Genomic DNA, 15,700 nt, shown 5'->3' on the forward strand with positions numbered 1-15,700 from the left:
CGCCGCGCAGGAGGCCCGCGCCGAGGGCCTGGAGGAGCTGGCCGAGCTGGAGATCAGACTGGCCGAGGCCGAGTACGCGCAGGAGCTGGAGAGCGAGCCGACCACCGATCAGCGCGACGAGCTGGCCTCGGCGTCCGAGACGGCCCGCCAGCGCGAGATGGAGACCCGCCTGCGGGTCCGCACCGCCGAGGAGCGCGTCAAGGGCATCGAGGGCCGCGCCGACGGCCTGACCAGGGCGGCGCAGCGGGAGCGCCAGGAGCGCGCCCAGGCGGCCGCTCAGCGGGCCAGGAGGCGTAGGCAGGCAGAGGTGGCCCGGCGGGTGAGCGAGGGCGCGAAGAAGGTCCTGACGGCGCTGTCGGCCTCCGTCGAGCTGGCCGCCCGCGAGCGCGACGAGGCCGAGCTGGCCAGGGTCGCCGTCGACGCCGAGCTGAAGCAGGTCCGTCTCCACGTCCGTGAGCTGGGCCAGGAGCTCGACAAGCTGGTCAACCGCGTCCACGGCAACGAGGTCGCCCGCACCGAGCAGCGGATGCGCCTGGAGCAGCTGGAACGGCGGGCGATGGACGAGTTCGGGGTGGAGGCCGAGGCTCTGGTCGTCGAGTACGGCCCCGACGCGCCGGTGCCGGGCGACCCTCCCGTTCCGTACGTGCGCGAGGAGCAGGAGAAGCGGGCCCGCGTCGCCGAGCGGCAGATGAACCAGCTCGGCAAGGTCAACCCGCTGGCCCTGGAGGAGTTCGCGGCGCTGGAGGAGCGGCACGCCTTCCTCAACTCGCAGCTCGAAGACCTCAAGAAGACCCGCAGGGACCTGCTGACCGTGGTCAAGGAGGTGGACGAGCGGGTGGAGCGGATGTTCGCCTCCGCCTACGAGGACGTGGCCCGCGAGTTCGAGCAGATCTTCACCCGGGTGTTCCCCGGCGGCGAGGGGCGGCTGGTCCTCACCGCGCCCGACGACATGCTCGCCACCGGCATCGAGGTCGAGGCCAGGCCGCCGGGCAAGAAGGTCAAGCGGCTGTCGCTGCTGTCGGGCGGCGAGCGGTCGCTCACCGCCGTGGCGTTCCTGATCTCGATCTTCAAGGCGCGGCCGTCGCCGTTCTACGTGATGGACGAGGTCGAGGCCGCGCTCGACGACACCAACACGCAACGCCTGCTGACGCTCTTCGAGGAGCTGCGGCAGAGCTCCCAGCTGATCGTCATCACGCACAACAAGCGCACGATGGAGATCGCCGACGCCCTCTACGGCGTGTCGATGCGCGGTGACGGGGTGACGCAGGTGGTCAGCCAGCGGTTGCGGGAGCGCGAGCCGGCCTGATCGGCGCGCCCTTGGTCCTGACCATGCCGGTCCATCTGGAAAACTGACATCTTGTGGATGGTTACCTCGGCGTGATCGTGATCGTGGTCCTTGTCGCCCTCATCGCGGCAGGTGGCCTGTTCCTGCTGTTCCGGCCGGGAGGCAAGGCGGCGCCGCCGCCTCCTCCTCAGGCGCCTCCCCTCCCCGAGGAGGAGGAGAAGCACCCGCCGGCGGCCGGGGAGGCCGAAGGCGCGACCACGACGATCCCGCCGCCGGCCCAGCCCACCGCCCCCGCCGAGCCCATGGTCAAGGCCCCCGAGGTGGAGGTGCCGCCGCCGTCGGCGGGCCGGATGGTGCGGCTGCGCTCCCGGCTGGCCAAGTCGCAGAGCTCCCTCGGCCGGGGACTGCTGGAGCTGCTGTCCCGCGACCGCCTCGACGACGAGGTGTGGGACGAGATCGAGGAGCGGCTGATCACGGCCGACGTCGGCGTCGCGCCGACCCGCGCCATGGTGGAGGAACTGCAGACCAAGGTCAAGGTGCTCGGCAGCCGCACGCCCGAGGAGGTCAGGGCGCTGCTGCGTGAGCAGCTCCTCATCCAGGTCAACCCCGACCTCGACCGCACGCTCCACGTGGCCAGGCACGGCGAGCGGCCGGCGGTGGTGCTGGTCGTCGGCGTCAACGGCACCGGCAAGACCACCACCACCGGCAAGCTGGCCCGCTCGCTGATCGGCGACGGCAAGAAGGTCGTGCTGGGCGCGGCCGACACCTTCCGCGCCGCCGCCGCCGACCAGCTCCAGACCTGGGGTGACCGGGTGGGCGCCGACGTCGTGCGCGGCCCCGAGGGCGGCGACCCGGCCTCGGTGGCGTTCGACGCGACCGCCAGGGGCATGACAGAGAAGGCCGACGTGGTGATCGTCGACACCGCCGGCCGCCTGCACACCAAGACCGGCCTGATGGACGAGCTGGGCAAGGTCAAGCGGGTCATCGAGAAGAAGGCCACCGTCGACGAGGTGCTGCTCGTCCTGGACGCCACCACGGGCCAGAACGGCATGCGCCAGGCCCAGGTGTTCGCCGAGGTGGTCAACATCACCGGCATCGCGCTGACCAAGCTCGACGGCACCGCCAAGGGCGGCATCGTGATCTCCGTCCAGCGGGAGCTGGGCGTTCCGGTCAAGCTGGTCGGTCTGGGCGAAGGCCCGGACGATCTGGCGCCGTTCGACCCGGAGGTCTTTGTGGATGCCATCCTGGGCGAGTAAATGGTGACTGATCCGGAAATATCAGTTTTCGTGGCAGCCCTTGTCGTCCGCCGGTAGCCGTGTTGACATTGGACGGTCTGCCGGATATGGAGTTGGAAAGGGCCAACATGAAGAAGGTCGTGGTCCACAAGCCTGGGACCGTCGCACTGGCAGGGGCGGCGACGCCGAAGCACGCCGCCTGACCTCCTCTGTGGCAGAGGGCGCGGCGCTTTCGGAGGGGAGCGCCGCCCATTTTTCTCCAGAATTCGGACCGTTCGCGCCGTGAATTCTGGTCATTCTTCGTGCCAGGGGAGCGACGGTTCTGAGACTGATCACTTTTGACGCTCATCGCGGACTCCGGGGGCCTTACACGTTCGGGGCCGCGTTCCTGGACGTGCTCGTGCCCGAGGCGGACGACGCGCTGATCGCCGCCTACGACATCGAGATCAGGGCGGTGGCGCCCGCGCTGCGCGACCGGGTGCCGGCCCGGCGGGTGACGCTGGCCGACCGGCTGCCCCAGCCCGAACGCATCCTGGTGCCCGCGCCGCTGCGCACGCTGCGGCTGGCGAACGGGCTGGCGGAGTTCGCCCGCGCCCACCTGGCCGCGACCGGGCCGCTGGAGCTGCGGGTGATCAACACCGCGCACGCCGATCCCACCGACCTGCGGTTGCTGGACGTCCTCGAACGGCGGGTGCCCGAGCTGACGATCGTCCGCGAGCCCTCGGGTCCGCCGCACCCGGCTCCCGCGTACGCGCTCGGACCCGAGTTGGACCGTTACCGCAACGAGGGCTTCCACCACGCGATGGCCGAGGCCGGGGCGGCGCTGCTGCCCCGGCTGCCGGAAGGCGGCGAGGAGTGGTGGACGCTCGCGCACCGGACCGCCACCGCGCTGGCCGCGCTCGACCGCGAGGACGAGGCGCGCGAGCTGCTCGACCGCGGCCGGCGGGCCGGCACCGACCCCAAGAACCTCGCGACCGCCGCGTACGCGACCGCGATGCTGCTGGTCAGGCACCACGACCCCGGCAGCAGGGACCCGGAGGAGGCGCTGGCCTGGATCAACCAGGCGGTCGCGCTCACCTCGCTGCTGCCCGACCGGCGCGAGCGGGCGTTCCACCTGGGGTTCGACCTGAACGGCAAGGCGCTGGTGCAGGTCCGCCTGGGCCGGGCCGACGAGGCCATGCGGCTCGTGCAGGAGGCCATCGACCTGGCCGAGCGGGACCTGGCGCCGCGTCATCCGATCCACCGGCTGGTGCTGCGGGCCAACCGGGCGCGGCTGCTGGCCATGCGCGGCGACCTGGAGGCGGCGCTGGGCGACCTGGACGCCGCCGTCGCCGCCGACCCCGGCTATCCCGACCACTACGTCGACCGCGGCAACCTGCTGTATCGGCTGGGGCGGCTGGAGGAGGCGGAGGCCGACTACGAGAGCGCCATGCGGGCCGGGCCGCCCTTCCCCGAGCCGTACTACAACCGCTCCGAGACGCGCTACGCGCGCGGCGACATGGCGGGGGCGCTGGCCGACCTCGACCACGCGATCGAGCTGGATCCCGGGTTCACCGCCGCGTACGTGAACCGGGCCGGTCTGCTGGTGGCCCTGGACGAGTTCGACCGGGCCAGGGCGGACGTGCGGCGTGATCCCGGCAACCCGTTCCTGCTCAGCGTCCTCGGCCAGATCGAGGCGGCGCGGGGCGACCTGGTGGAGGCCCGCAAGGCGTTCGACTCCGCGTTGGAACGGGCCCCGCACCTGGCCGTGGCCTGGGCCGGGCGGGGCGCGCTGGCGTTCGAGGAGGGTGACGCGCACGCGGCGGTGGCCGACCTGACCAGGGCGATCGAGCTTCAGGACGGGGCAGAGGTGCGGTTCAACCGGGCCTACGCGCTGCGCTCGCTCGGCGAGCTGGACGCGGCGCGGGCCGACCTCCGGCACGCGGCGGCCCTGGACCCCGGCGACGAGCAGATCCGCCAGGCCCTGGCCGAACTCGCCGTCGTCTAGGCAGGCAAGGTCGTTTCTGGGTCGTTTCTAGGTCGTTTCTAGGTCGGGAGGAAGGCGCGTAGGTCGGCCAGGTGGGGGGCGATGTCGAGGCCCTGGTCGGCGAGCCAGGCGGGGTTGCCGTAGGTGCCCCGGTAGCGGTCGCCGCTGTCGCAGATCAGTGTGACGACGCTGCCGCGCTCCCCGGCCTCGCGCATCTCCCTGATCAGCTCGACGCAGGCGGCGATGTTGGTGCCGGTCGAGCCGCCCACGTCGCGGCCGGTGACCTCGCGTACCCAGTGCATGCCGGCGATCGAGCGGGCGTCGGGCACCGCGATCATGCGGTCGATCACCGTCGGCAGGAACGACGGCTCGATCCGGGGCCGGCCGATGCCCTCGATCCGCGAGCCGGGTGCGGTGACCTCCGGGTCGCCGGACACCCAGCCGGGGTAGAAGGCGGAGCCCTCCACGTCGGCGACGGCGAGCCGGGTCGCGTAGCGGCGGTAGCGGATGTAGCGGCCGATCGTCGCGCTGGTGCCGCCGGTGCCGGCGCCGACCACGACCCAGGTGGGCTCGGGGTGCGGCTCCATGCTCATCTGGTCGAAGATCGACTCGGCGATGTTGTTGTTGCCCCGCCAGTCGGTCGCCCGTTCGGCGTAGGTGAACTGGTCCATGAAGTGGCCGCCGGTCTCGGCCGCCAGCCGCCTGGACTCCTCGTAGATCGCGCCCGGGTCGGTGACCAGGTGGCACTTGCCGCCGTAGAACTCGATCAGGTGGATCTTCTCCGGCGACGTGGCGGCGGGCATGACCGCGATGAACGGCAGCCCGAGCAGCCGGGCGAAGTAGGCCTCGCTCACCGCGGTGGACCCGCTGGACGCCTCGACGATCGTGGTCGAGGGGCCGATCCAGCCGTTGGCCAGGCCATACAGGAAGAGGGACCGGGCGAGGCGGTGCTTCAGTGAACCGGTGGGATGCACCGACTCGTCCTTCAAGTAGAGGTTTACCCCCCACTCGGAGGGCAGCGGAAACACGTGCAGGTGCGTATCACAACTCCGGTTGGCGTCGGCCTCCACCTTGTGGACGGCCTCGGCCACCCACCGTCGCGTCGCCGGAGCATGCCGGTCCACAAAATCCATGGTCTATACGCTATCTCATGTGATTCCCGCCACTCTTTCCATAGAAATGAGGAAATAGTGTTACTATTATGAAACGTGTCCTGCCGTGGACGTGACGACACACGCCGCGAGCACAGCGACCGGAAACCTCTCTGACCAGCGCAGAGCCCCTAACGCGGCCCTTACGCGGGGCCTGAGACGATGGAACCGCTGCCAGCCGGCCGGTTGCCGAACGGGGGATAGCGCAAGGGGGAATGATTTGATCACGATGACCGAAGAGCAGCGTCAAGACTGGTTCGAGCGCGATGTCGTGCCTGTGACGTCGCAGCTGTTCGCGTCCGCCATGCGCCTGACCCGCAACACCGCCGACGCCGAGGACCTGGTGCAGGAGACGGTCGCCAAGGCCTACACGTCCTATCACCAGTTCCGTGAGGGGACCAACCTCAAGGCGTGGCTGCACCGCATTCTCACCAACAACTTCATCAACGACTACCGCAAGAAGCAGCGCTCGCCCAAGCTGTCGGCCGCCGAGGACGTGGAGGACTGGCAGCTGCACGCCGCCGAGTCCCACACCTCGACCGGGCTGCGCTCGGCCGAGACCGAGGCGCTCGACCGGCTGCCCGACAGCGTCGTGATGAACGCGCTGCGCTCGCTCCCCGAGGACTTCCGGGTGGCGGTCTACCTGGCGGACGTCGAGGGGTTCGCCTACAAGGAGATCGCCGAGCGGATGGGCACCCCCATCGGGACGGTCATGTCCCGCCTGCACCGGGGGCGCCGGCAGCTGCGGGGGATGCTGGAGGAGTACGCCCGCGAGGAGGGCGCGCTCCGGGAGACCACCGCCGACGCCGCCTGATCCCCGCCCCTCACGCGTTTTCCCTCATCCGTGCGCCGCGGGAGCCGTCGCCTGCTGATCCGCGGCGCTAGGCGACGGCTATGAGGGCGACCGCGCCCAGCGCGCAGGCCACGCCGGCCAGTTGGACCGCGTGCAGCCGCTCGCCGAGCACCCGCCTGGCCAGCAGGAGCGTGCTCGCCGGGTAGAGCGAGACGAGCACCGCGACCAGGCTCAGCAGGCCCTGCCGCTGGGCCAGCAGGTAGAGCACGTTGGCCACCATGTCCAGGACTCCGGCGGCGACGATGACGCCCAGCGAGCCGGGCACCGGCTTCAGCGTCCGCCGGGTGGCCAGCGCGAGCAGGATCACCAGGCCGATGGACGCGATCCTGGCGCCGGCCAGGGGCCACAGCCCGGCGTCCGCCGAGGCCATGGAGAGCAGGATGAAGAAGCCGCCGAACCCCGCCCCGGCGGCCAGCGCGGTGAGCACCGCCCTCGTGGACCCGGCGCCGCCCGCCGACCGGTCCTGGCTGACCAGCAGCACTGCGCCCAGCCCCAGGGCCACGCCGAGCAGGGCGACAGGCTCGGGCCGCTCTCCCTGCAGGAGTCCGAACCCGACCGGCAGCGCCGCCGAGGTGACCGCGGTGGTCGGCGCGACCACGGACATCACGCCGGTGGCCAGCGACCGGTAGAACAGCACCAGCCCGACGGCGCCCGACAGCCCCGCGCCGAGCCCCCAGAGCACCGCCCGGCCCTCGAAGGCGCCGGGCAGCACGGGCAGCAGGGACAGGATCAGCGCGAACCCGGCCAGTTGCGAGAGCGCGACCACGGCGAGCACCCGTGATCGGCGGGTGGCCAGGCCGCCGAAGAAGTCGGCCGTGCCGTACACCACCGCGCAGGCGGTCGCCAGGATCACCGCGGTCACGTCTCACCCTCCCCATAGTTCATTCCTTTGCACTATTAGTACAACACATAGGGTGCAGTGCAGTGCAACTTCTTTCCACTAGACTGCACATTCGTGGAGGACCCCGAGCTGATCACCCAGGCCATCGCCAGCAACGTGCGAGCCCAGCGGGCTCACCGCGGGCTGACGCTGGACGCGCTGGCCGCCCGGTCGGGCGTCAGCCGCGGCATGCTCGTCCAGGTCGAGCAGGGCAGGACCAATCCGAGCGTGTCCACGCTCACCCGGATCGCCTCCGCCCTGGGCGTGACCGTGGCCCGGCTGGTCGAGGTCGGGGACGTGCCGGTGGTCAGGATCGTCGACCAGGCCGACGTGGTCGCCTTCGACCAGGGCGGCGTCCAGGCCAGACTGCTCGTCGGCGCCGACTCGCCGATGATCCTGGAGCTGTGGGACTGGCGGCTCGCGCCCGGCGAGCACCACGACGGCGACGCGCACCCGGCCGGCACCAGGGAGATGCTCACCGTGCTCGACGGTGAGCTGACCCTGACGGTCTACGGCAAGAGCCACGTGGTCCGGGCCGGCGACGCGGTGCTCTTCACCGCCGACAGAGCCCACCGCTACGCCAACGCGGGCGCCGGCGAGCTGCGGTTCATCATGGTCGTGGCGGAGCCGCGCGAGGCGGCCGACCAATAACGTCGAATCCCCTCCTGATCGCCGGGCGGAGTTTCATGATTACTCCATGTCCTTGACGGCTGCGGGCTGTGAATGGGTACATCTCTTCGTGTACGGCGGATCGTCGGCAGGGGGTGGCGCGTGAGTGAGTCCCGTGCGGCGATGGAGAAGCTCCACGCGGAGCTGCACGGCCTCGGCGTGACCACCGCGTACGAACTGGGGGACGGCGCGACCCTGCCCGTCTGGATCGGGCTTGTCGTGCGCTACCGGGACGGTTTCTACCGCTGGCGTGAAGGCCCGCTGAAACGCCGCCATCTTGGGACCGATCCGGCCGGATGTGCCCTAAGAGTGGCGCGTCGTTACAAGGAGTTGCAGGCGGATATCCCATCATGGTGGGAAGAGCTGGTCAGGGACTTGCGGGGGCGGCCTGCCGGCGACTATCCGTGATGCCCTCGTGAGCGTGCCGCCGGGGGGAACATGCGCGCGTGGAGGGCTGCGCCCGTGTTGCCGATGGCGGTGCTGGCGCTGGTGACGGGATGCGCGGCCCAGCCGCTGGCACGGGTGCCCCTCATGGCGCGCCCCCCTGCCGCGGCCGACCCGGAGACGCTGGGCAAACGGCTGACCTCGATGCAGCGCGACTGGCCTCCGCCCGCCGTCACCGGGTGCCGCCGGTGCGTGGCGCTCACCTTCGACGACGGGCCGGGAGCCGAGACCGACCGGCTGCTCACCATGCTGCGCGAGCACGGCGCCCGGGCCACGTTCTTCGTCGTCGGGCAGATGGCGCAGGCCCCCGGCGGCGCCGCCCGGCTGCGGCGCATCGTCGCCGAGGGGCACGAACTCGGCAACCACTCCTGGAGCCACGCCGAATTGCCCACCCTGCCGCGCCCGCTGATCGCCCGGGAACTGCAGCGGACCGGCGACCTGGTGCGCGCGCTGACCGGCGTGCGGATGCGCCTGATGCGGCCGCCGTACGGGTCCACCGACGACAGGGTCGCGGCCGAGTCCCGGGAGCGCGGGCTGGCGCAGATCCTGTGGAGCGTCGACACCTACGACTGGCGCGACCGGGTCAGCTCCGTCGTGGCCAGGCGCGCGTCGCGGGCCAGGCCCGGCGCGGTGGTGCTGCTGCACGACATCCACCGCACCACGGTCGACGCGGTCCCGCGGATCCTCGACACGCTCACCCGCAAGGGCTTCCGGATGGTGACCGTGAGCGAGCTCTACCGGACGCCGCCGCGGCCGGGCCGGCGCTACCGCCAGGCCCCTCCGGAGCGGTGACCGCCGAAGCGGCATGGCAGGCTGGGAGGCATGGGCTTCACCGGCATCCCTGACGAGGCGTTCATGTTCTACGAAGGGCTGGAGGCGGACAACTCGAAGACCTACTTCGTCCGCCACAAGAGCCTGTACGAGGAGGCGGTGCGGGCGCCGATGCAGGCTCTGGCCGACGAGCTGGCGGAGGAGTTCGGTGAGGCCAAGCTGTTCCGCCCGTACCGGGACGTCCGCTACGCCAGGGACAAGTCGCCGTACAAGACCCACCAGGGCGCCTTCGTCGGGCTGATGCCCGGCATCGGGTTCTACGCGCAGATCAGCGCGGACGGCCTGCGCGCCGCGGGCGGCGTCTACTCGCAGGCCCCCGACCAGGTGGCCCGGTTCCGCGCGGCGGTCGACGAGGACGTGACCGGCAAACCGCTGGAGCGCATCGTGGCGGCCCTCGACGCCGCCGGCTACGAGCGCGGCGGCGACCGGCTCAAGACCAGGCCGCGCGGCGTGCCCGCCGACCACCCCAGGCTCGACCTGCTGCGCCACAGGTCGCTGTACGCCGGTCGCGGCTTCGAACCGGAGCCGTGGGTGCACACCGCCGAGGCCGCCGACCGGGTGCGCGCCTGCTGGCGCGACTTCGGACCGCTGATCGACTGGCTCTGCGCGCACGTACGGGGGAGCGAGCTGCCGGACCGGACCTGATCACGGCTGCTGGGACGTCTCGTCGCCCCGCAGGATGCGGTCGACGGTCTGGCCGGCGGCCGAGGTGGCGGCCGTGGTGATCGCCGCGATCATGATGGCCAGCAGCGGCGTCGCCAGGCTGCGCAGGCTGCGGATGTTGCGCACCCTCGCCCACGGCTCGCCGGCCAGGTGCATGATCCGCCACTCCCAGTAGAGGCCGAGCCCGATCGAGACCAGCGCCACCTTGCCCACGATGATGGCCACCACCTGCACCTTGTCCATCGCGCCCAGGTCGGGCTCGGCGAGGGCGGCCACGTAGCCCGACAGCTCGGTGGCCAGCGCGGCCGCCATCAGGTTGAGCGCCTTCGTCATCGGCTGGGTGCCGCGGATGCGCGGATAGAAGTAGCCGAACAGGAAGCCGAACGCGGGCAGCGCGATCACCGAGCGGGCTTCGAACACGAAACTGCTCAGGTCGGCCCCGATCGGCACCCCGAACACGATGAGGAACGGCAGGCTCAGCAGCAGGCTGACGATGAACCCGTGGACGCCGTTGTGCCAGGGTGAGCAGCCCGCGGCGGTGGCGAAGGCGGTCTCGGGATGGCTGCCGTGCCCGCGCAGCGCCGTGTCGACCGCCTCGCGCTGCCGGTCGAACTCCGCCATCGTCAGCTCGCCGGCGCCCAGGCGGCCGCGGCCGGTGCGGTAGAGCTCCTGCTCGAAGCCCAGCAGCAGCCGCCGGTGCAGCGCGGCCCTGATCAGCTCCCGGTGCTCCTCCTGGTCGCCCGGCTCGACGACCGACGGGTGCGGGTCCGCCAGCAGCCAGCGCGCGGTCACCCAGGCGATGAGCGCGGTGATGGAGAGCATCGGCAGCGGCACGTTGATGTCGCCGAGCGTGGCGCTGCCCTGCGGGGCCAGGTAGGCCACCATCAGACAGACGATCATGGTTGACTCCGCCGCGGAGTCCCGCGTCGCGCCGAGTGCGGCGCCGAGCCGCCTGAGCCGGAGCACCAGCAGCAGGAACCCCAGCAGCAGCAGGCCCATCACCCCGCGCACCAGCGGGGTCAGCTCCAGCTCGCCGATGCGCGGCACGGCCTGCTCGGGCAGCGCCCGGCTCCACGAGCCCGCGTCGAGCCACTCGGTCGGCCAGCCCTGCACCAGCAGGCTCACCACGACGGCGACCACGACCGCGCCGCGGGTCCACTGCTTGACGGCGACGGCGACGGCGGCCACCGGGAGCAGCGCCCAGCAGAACGCGAGCAGCAACCGGACGCTGTCGGGCGGATAGACCTGGGTGGCCAGCGCCCTGGCCCACAGCACCAGCGCGAGCAGCGCGACAGCGGACCCCGCGGCGAAGGCGGTCAGCCGCACGACCACGGCCCGCACCCCGAGGTCGGCGCTGAGCACCATCGCCGACCCGGCCGCCGCGGCCGCCGCCACGGCCGTCCCGGTGACCAGCGTGTCGCCCGGCAACTGGCCGTAGCGGTAGGACCACGACAGCATGCCGACCGCGAGCAGCACGCCCACCCCGGTCGCGCCGAGCGCGTCGCGCGGCGTCCACTGCGGGCCGCTCGGCAGTACCTGGACGGCGTGGCGCAGCGCCAGCAGCGGCAGCCCGACGAACAGCATCAGGTACGCGAGGAGCGTGAACTCCTCGGCCACGGCCACCAGCAGGATCACCGGCGCCGCCAGGCCCAGCCCGGCGGCCAGCTCCCGGTTGGGGCGGCGCCGCCACCAGCGGCCGCCGAGCGCCCGCAGCAGCAGCACCGCCAGCACGATCGCGGTGAGCACGCCGAGCGCGGTCGCCCAGGAGAAGTCGTCCTCCTCCCGCACGTCGGGGAAGCCGTACGCGTCCGGCGCGAGCGTGACGCTCACCGGGTAGAGGCCGACGGTGAACTCCAGCCGTTCCGGCTCCTCCCGGTCGGGCTCGATCGAGGTCGCCCGGAGCACGGTCCACTCGCCCGGCCGCAGGGTGACCTTGCGGTAGACGACCAGCAGCGGCCGGGCCGTGGGGGCGTTGAAGTCGAGCCGCAGCAGCTCCTCGGGCCGCACCTGGCGCAGCAGGGTAACCGTGAAGCGGACCGTGGTGCGGCCGCCGGCGGTGGTGAGCAGCGGCGGCAGCCGGCCCGCCGGGGCGAGCACGGTGCCGTTGACCTTGACGGCGCCGAACCCGTCGTCGGTGAAGCGGCGCATCCCGCGCGGGAACTCGGCGCCCTGCCGGAGCGTCCCGGCCAGGCTGTCGGCGGCGTCCATCCGCAGCCGGTGCACGATCGTCACCCTCACCTGCCGCAGCCGCTCGTCCAGCCGCCCTTCGGGCACCCCGGCCAGGTCGGCGGCGCTCGCCGGGGCGACCGTCACCTCGGTGAGCGCCTCACGGTCACGCTCGACGGCCGGTCCGGCGCGGGGGGCGGACACGTCCCACGAGTCGGTCTCGGCCGGCCAGGGCGGAGAGGCAGGCGGCGGCACGGGCTGGGCCGTGACGGCGCACCAGGCGATGGCGCCCAGCGACAGGACAGCCAGCCCGAACCCGATGACAGCTCGGAGCCTTTCCACAGTCTGGATGATTCACTCGTCCGGCCGATTGTTCTCTCTGACGGGTAACGGTGTGATGACGTTGCCCCGGCCTTGACGCCTTCGGTCTTTTCCGGGGCGGAAAATCACGCCAATCTTTGAATTCCCTGCGGGCGTGTCCCGCACACCTCACTAGAGAGGTGACGGAAATCCCCACCCGTGCGTCACAGCGGCTCCGACCTGGGCATCCGTGGCCCATGGCCCGGTTTCCCCATTGTCCGGGCCGGTAAATGAGCAAAGTCACCCCGCCGTACCGGAGAATGCTTCTCCACACGGCGGGGTGACTTTCGAGTCAGAACGCTCAGGCGCGCTTGGCGCGGGCCGCGGCGCGGCCGCGCGTGGCCGCGTCGAGAATCACCTTGCGGATGCGCACCGCGTCGGGGGTGATCTCCACGCACTCGTCCTCGCGGATGAACTCCAGCGCCTGCTCCAGCGAGAGCACCCGCGGCGGGATCACCTTCTCCGTCTCCTCGGCGGTGGAGGAGCGCATGTTGGTGAGCTTCTTCTCCTTGGTGATGTTGACGTCCATGTCGTCGGCGCGGGAGTTCTCGCCGATGACCATGCCCTCGTAGACCTCGGTGCCGGGCGAGACGAACAGGGTGCCGCGCTCCTGCAGGTTGAGCATCGCGAACGCGGTGACGGGGCCGGTGCGGTCGGCCACCAGCGAGCCGCTGCCACGGGTGCGCAGCTCGCCGAACCAGGGCTCGTACGCCTCGAACACGTGGTGCACCAGGCCGGTGCCGCGCGTCTCGGTGAGGAACTCGGTGCGGAAGCCGATCAGGCCGCGCGCCGGCACCACGAACTCCATCCGGATCCAGCCGGTGCCGTGGTTGGTCATGTGCTCCATGCGGCCCTTGCGGACGGCCAGGAGCTGGGTGACGGCGCCGAGGTACTCCTCAGGGCAGTCGACGGTGAGCCGCTCCACCGGCTCGTGGACCTTGCCGTCGATCTCCCTGGTGACCACCTGCGGCTTGCCCACGGTCAGCTCGTAGCCCTCGCGGCGCATCTGCTCGACCAGGATGGCCAGCGCGAGCTCGCCGCGGCCCTGCACCTCCCACGAGTCGGGCCGCTCGGTCGGCAGCACGCGCAGCGACACGTTGCCGACCAGCTCCCGGTCGAGGCGGTCCTTCACCATGCGGGCGGTGACCTTGGCGCCCTTGACCTTGCCGACCAGCGGCGAGGTGTTGGTGCCGATCGTCATCGAGATGGCGGGCTCGTCGACGGTGATGAGCGGCAGCGGGCGCGGGTCCTCGGGGTCGGCCAGCGTCTCGCCGATCATGATCTCGGGGATGCCGGAGATCGCGATGATGTCGCCGGGGCCGGCCTCCTCGGCGGGCTTGCGCTCCAGCGCCTCGGTCATGAGCAGCTCGGTGATCCGCACCTTCTGGATGCTGCCGTCGGTGCGGCACCAGGCGACCTGCTGGCCCTTGGTCAGCCGGCCCTGGTGGATCCGGCACAGCGCGATGCGGCCGAGGTAGGACGAGGCGTCGAGGTTGGTGACGTGCGCCTGGAGCGGCGCGTTGGGGTCGTAGGTGGGCGCCGGGATGGTCGACTTGATGATGTCGAACAGCGGCTCAAGGTCCGGCGAGTCGGGCATGCCGCCGTCAGCGGGGCGCTCCAGCGAGGCGCGGCCCGCCTTCGCCGAGGCGTACACGATCGGGAAGTCGATCTGGTCGTCGGTCGCGTCGAGGTCCATGAACAGCTCGTAGACCTCGTCGACCACCTCGGCGATGCGGGAGTCGGGCCGGTCGACCTTGTTGATGCACAGGATGACGGGCATCTTGGCCGACAGCGCCTTGCGCAGCACGAACCGGGTCTGGGGCAGCGGGCCCTCGGAGGCGTCGACCAGCAGCACCACGCCGTCGACCATGGACAGGCCGCGCTCGACCTCGCCACCGAAGTCGGCGTGGCCCGGGGTGTCGATGATGTTGATGGTCATGCCGCCGTGGCGTACGGCGGTGTTCTTGGCGAGAATGGTGATGCCCTTCTCGCGCTCAAGGTCGTTGGAGTCCATGACCCGGTCGTCGACGTCCTGATTGGCGCGAAACGCCCCCGACTGCCACAGCATGGCGTCGACAAGAGTGGTCTTGCCATGGTCGACGTGCGCGATGATCGCGATGTTCCTCAGGTCGTCGCGGCTGTTCAAAGGCATGATGAGTTCTCGCTCTGTATCGATGGGGCCGGCCGCGCGAACTCGCGACCCCACAAGTTTAGTTGATCCCCCCAGATGACGCGTGCGGTGCCAGGACCTCGCTTCCCGGCACGCTGACCTCGCGAAAGTGTCACACTGTCACGTACGAGTGATCCCCTCGCCACAGATGGTGACCCCATGTCGCAGTTCTTCGACGGTGCGCCGGTGGAGGACGCCGAGCGGCTCCACCGGTTGCTCGACGGGATTCCGCTGGCGCTGGAGCTGGCCGCCGGATGCGCGCTGCCCGCGGCGCGGATCGCCGACCGGCTCGGCGGCCGGCACGGTCTGCTGCCCGCCGCCGCCGACCGGACCGCCAAGGTGCGGGCCGTGGTGGGGCTCGGCCACGAGCTGCTGGCGCCCCGGGAGCGGGTGCTGCTGCGCAGGCTGGCGGTGTTCGCCGGGGCGTTCGACGCGGAGCTGGCCGCCGCCGTGTGCGGCGACGGCGGGATCCTGCGGCGGGCCGAGGTCCCCCGGCTGCTCGACCGGCTGGTGGCCGCGCGGCTGGTGACGGGCTCGTACGCGCTGCGCGGGGTGGTCAGGGAGTACGCCGCCGAGCGGCTGCGGGAGGCGGGGGAGGACGACCGGCTGCGCGACCGTCACCTGAGGGCGGTCTGCGCGGCGTACGAGGAGTGCCACGAGGGAGTGTCGCTGACGCGGCGGCTGCCGTGGCGCGAACGGGTGCGTCACCTGCGCAGGGCGCGGGCCCTGGCGGCGGAGTGCGACGCCGCCCTGGCATGGGCGGTGCGGGCCGGAGCGGCGGTGCCCGGGCTGCGGCTGGCCAGGGCCGCGACGGCGATGGGGGTCGCCTGCCCGCGTGAGGCGCTGGAGCGGCTGCCCGCGCTCGGGGCGCCGGAAGAGCTGGCCGACTGCGCGAACGTGCTGCTGGGCTGCGCGCGCGGGCTGGTGGAGCCCGTCGTGGCGGGGGTGGAGGGCCTGCGGGCGGACGGCTACTCGTACTGGCTCGGGGTGGGTTACAACGCGGCGGTGCGGGTCTGCTTCGCGCGGG

At 71.7% G+C, this 15,700-nt stretch carries 12 protein-coding genes and 1 pseudogene; 9 read left to right on the forward strand and 4 right to left on the reverse strand.

The genetic code is table 11. The features are described from left to right. The 3 genes from OUY22_RS30060 to OUY22_RS30070 form a co-directional block, all read left to right on the forward strand. On the forward strand, positions 1-1,306 hold a 1,306-nt coding region (locus tag OUY22_RS30060), incomplete at its 5' end, for an AAA family ATPase (protein ID WP_270158578.1). 53 nt (positions 1,307-1,359) lie between these two features. Next, positions 1,360-2,541, forward strand: coding sequence for a signal recognition particle-docking protein FtsY (gene ftsY / locus OUY22_RS30065; protein WP_270158579.1), 1,182 nt, complete (start codon positions 1,360-1,362; stop codon positions 2,539-2,541). 373 nt (positions 2,542-2,914) lie between these two features. Beyond that, positions 2,915-4,507 carry a tetratricopeptide repeat protein gene (locus OUY22_RS30070; protein WP_270158580.1) on the forward strand — a complete coding sequence of 531 codons (1,593 nt, stop codon included), beginning with the start codon at positions 2,915-2,917 and terminating at the stop codon, positions 4,505-4,507. 38 nt (positions 4,508-4,545) lie between these two features. Here the strand turns inward: OUY22_RS30070 and OUY22_RS30075 are convergent, their stop codons facing one another. Beyond that, positions 4,546-5,619, reverse strand: coding sequence for a PLP-dependent cysteine synthase family protein (locus tag OUY22_RS30075; protein ID WP_270158581.1), 1,074 nt, complete (start codon positions 5,617-5,619; stop codon positions 4,546-4,548). A gap of 247 nt (positions 5,620-5,866) precedes the next feature. Here OUY22_RS30075 and OUY22_RS30080 point away from each other — a divergent pair, with 247 nt between their 5' ends. After that, positions 5,867-6,451: a sigma-70 family RNA polymerase sigma factor gene (locus OUY22_RS30080; RefSeq protein WP_270158582.1), complete on the forward strand. Its 585-nt coding sequence runs from the start codon at positions 5,867-5,869 to the stop codon at positions 6,449-6,451. A gap of 67 nt (positions 6,452-6,518) precedes the next feature. Here the strand turns inward: OUY22_RS30080 and OUY22_RS30085 are convergent, their stop codons facing one another. Next, on the reverse strand, positions 6,519-7,352 hold the full coding sequence (locus tag OUY22_RS30085; RefSeq protein WP_270158583.1) for a DMT family transporter: 834 nt from the start codon (positions 7,350-7,352) through the stop codon (positions 6,519-6,521). Between the two features lie 93 nt (positions 7,353-7,445). On the opposite strand from OUY22_RS30085, the gene OUY22_RS30090 reads away from it, so the two are divergent. The 4 genes from OUY22_RS30090 to OUY22_RS30105 all read left to right on the forward strand — a co-directional run bounded on the left by OUY22_RS30090 (position 7,446) and on the right by OUY22_RS30105 (position 9,959). After that, positions 7,446-8,021, forward strand: a complete 576-nt coding sequence (locus tag OUY22_RS30090) for a helix-turn-helix domain-containing protein (RefSeq protein WP_270158584.1) — start codon at positions 7,446-7,448, stop codon at positions 8,019-8,021. 141 nt (positions 8,022-8,162) lie between these two features. Continuing rightward, a complete protein-coding gene (locus OUY22_RS30095) occupies positions 8,163-8,447 on the forward strand; it encodes a hypothetical protein (protein ID WP_270158585.1) in 285 nt (94 codons plus the stop codon). A gap of 63 nt (positions 8,448-8,510) precedes the next feature. Further along, entirely contained in the window at positions 8,511-9,275 is a 765-nt protein-coding gene (locus tag OUY22_RS30100; RefSeq protein ID WP_270158589.1) for a polysaccharide deacetylase family protein, read from the forward strand. Positions 9,276-9,305: 30 nt separating this feature from the next. Further along, positions 9,306-9,959 (forward strand): DUF2461 domain-containing protein, encoded by a 654-nt coding sequence (locus tag OUY22_RS30105; RefSeq protein ID WP_270158586.1) that lies wholly within the window; start codon positions 9,306-9,308, stop codon positions 9,957-9,959. On the opposite strand, the gene OUY22_RS30110 is transcribed toward OUY22_RS30105, so the two are convergent. Both OUY22_RS30110 and typA read right to left on the reverse strand, forming a co-directional pair. After that, positions 9,960-12,485 carry a hypothetical protein gene (locus OUY22_RS30110; RefSeq protein WP_270158587.1) on the reverse strand — a complete coding sequence of 842 codons (2,526 nt, stop codon included), beginning with the start codon at positions 12,483-12,485 and terminating at the stop codon, positions 9,960-9,962. Between the two features lie 319 nt (positions 12,486-12,804). Beyond that, positions 12,805-14,655: a translational GTPase TypA gene (gene typA, locus OUY22_RS30115; protein WP_270158588.1), complete on the reverse strand. Its 1,851-nt coding sequence runs from the start codon at positions 14,653-14,655 to the stop codon at positions 12,805-12,807. Positions 14,656-14,832: 177 nt separating this feature from the next. On the opposite strand from typA, the pseudogene OUY22_RS30120 reads away from it, so the two are divergent. After that, a pseudogene (locus tag OUY22_RS30120) lies at positions 14,833-15,700 on the forward strand (hypothetical protein); the annotation flags it as partial.

This window comes from Nonomuraea corallina (genome assembly GCF_027620315.1).
Taxonomy (GTDB): Bacteria; Actinomycetota; Actinomycetes; order Streptosporangiales; family Streptosporangiaceae; genus Nonomuraea; species Nonomuraea corallina.

What these genes read in the sequence shown, in the direction of transcription:
- OUY22_RS30075 (WP_270158581.1), bottom strand. Translation starts at nt 5,619, where the DNA reads ATGGATTTTGTGGACCGGCATGCTCCGGCGACGCGACGGTGGGTGGCC.
- OUY22_RS30080 (WP_270158582.1), top strand. Translation starts at nt 5,867, where the DNA reads ATGACCGAAGAGCAGCGTCAAGACTGGTTCGAGCGCGATGTCGTGCCT.
- OUY22_RS30095 (WP_270158585.1), top strand. Translation starts at nt 8,163, where the DNA reads ATGGAGAAGCTCCACGCGGAGCTGCACGGCCTCGGCGTGACCACCGCG.
- OUY22_RS30100 (WP_270158589.1), top strand. Translation starts at nt 8,511, where the DNA reads ATGGCGGTGCTGGCGCTGGTGACGGGATGCGCGGCCCAGCCGCTGGCA.
- OUY22_RS30105 (WP_270158586.1), top strand. Translation starts at nt 9,306, where the DNA reads ATGGGCTTCACCGGCATCCCTGACGAGGCGTTCATGTTCTACGAAGGG.
- typA (WP_270158588.1), bottom strand. Translation starts at nt 14,655, where the DNA reads ATGCCTTTGAACAGCCGCGACGACCTGAGGAACATCGCGATCATCGCG.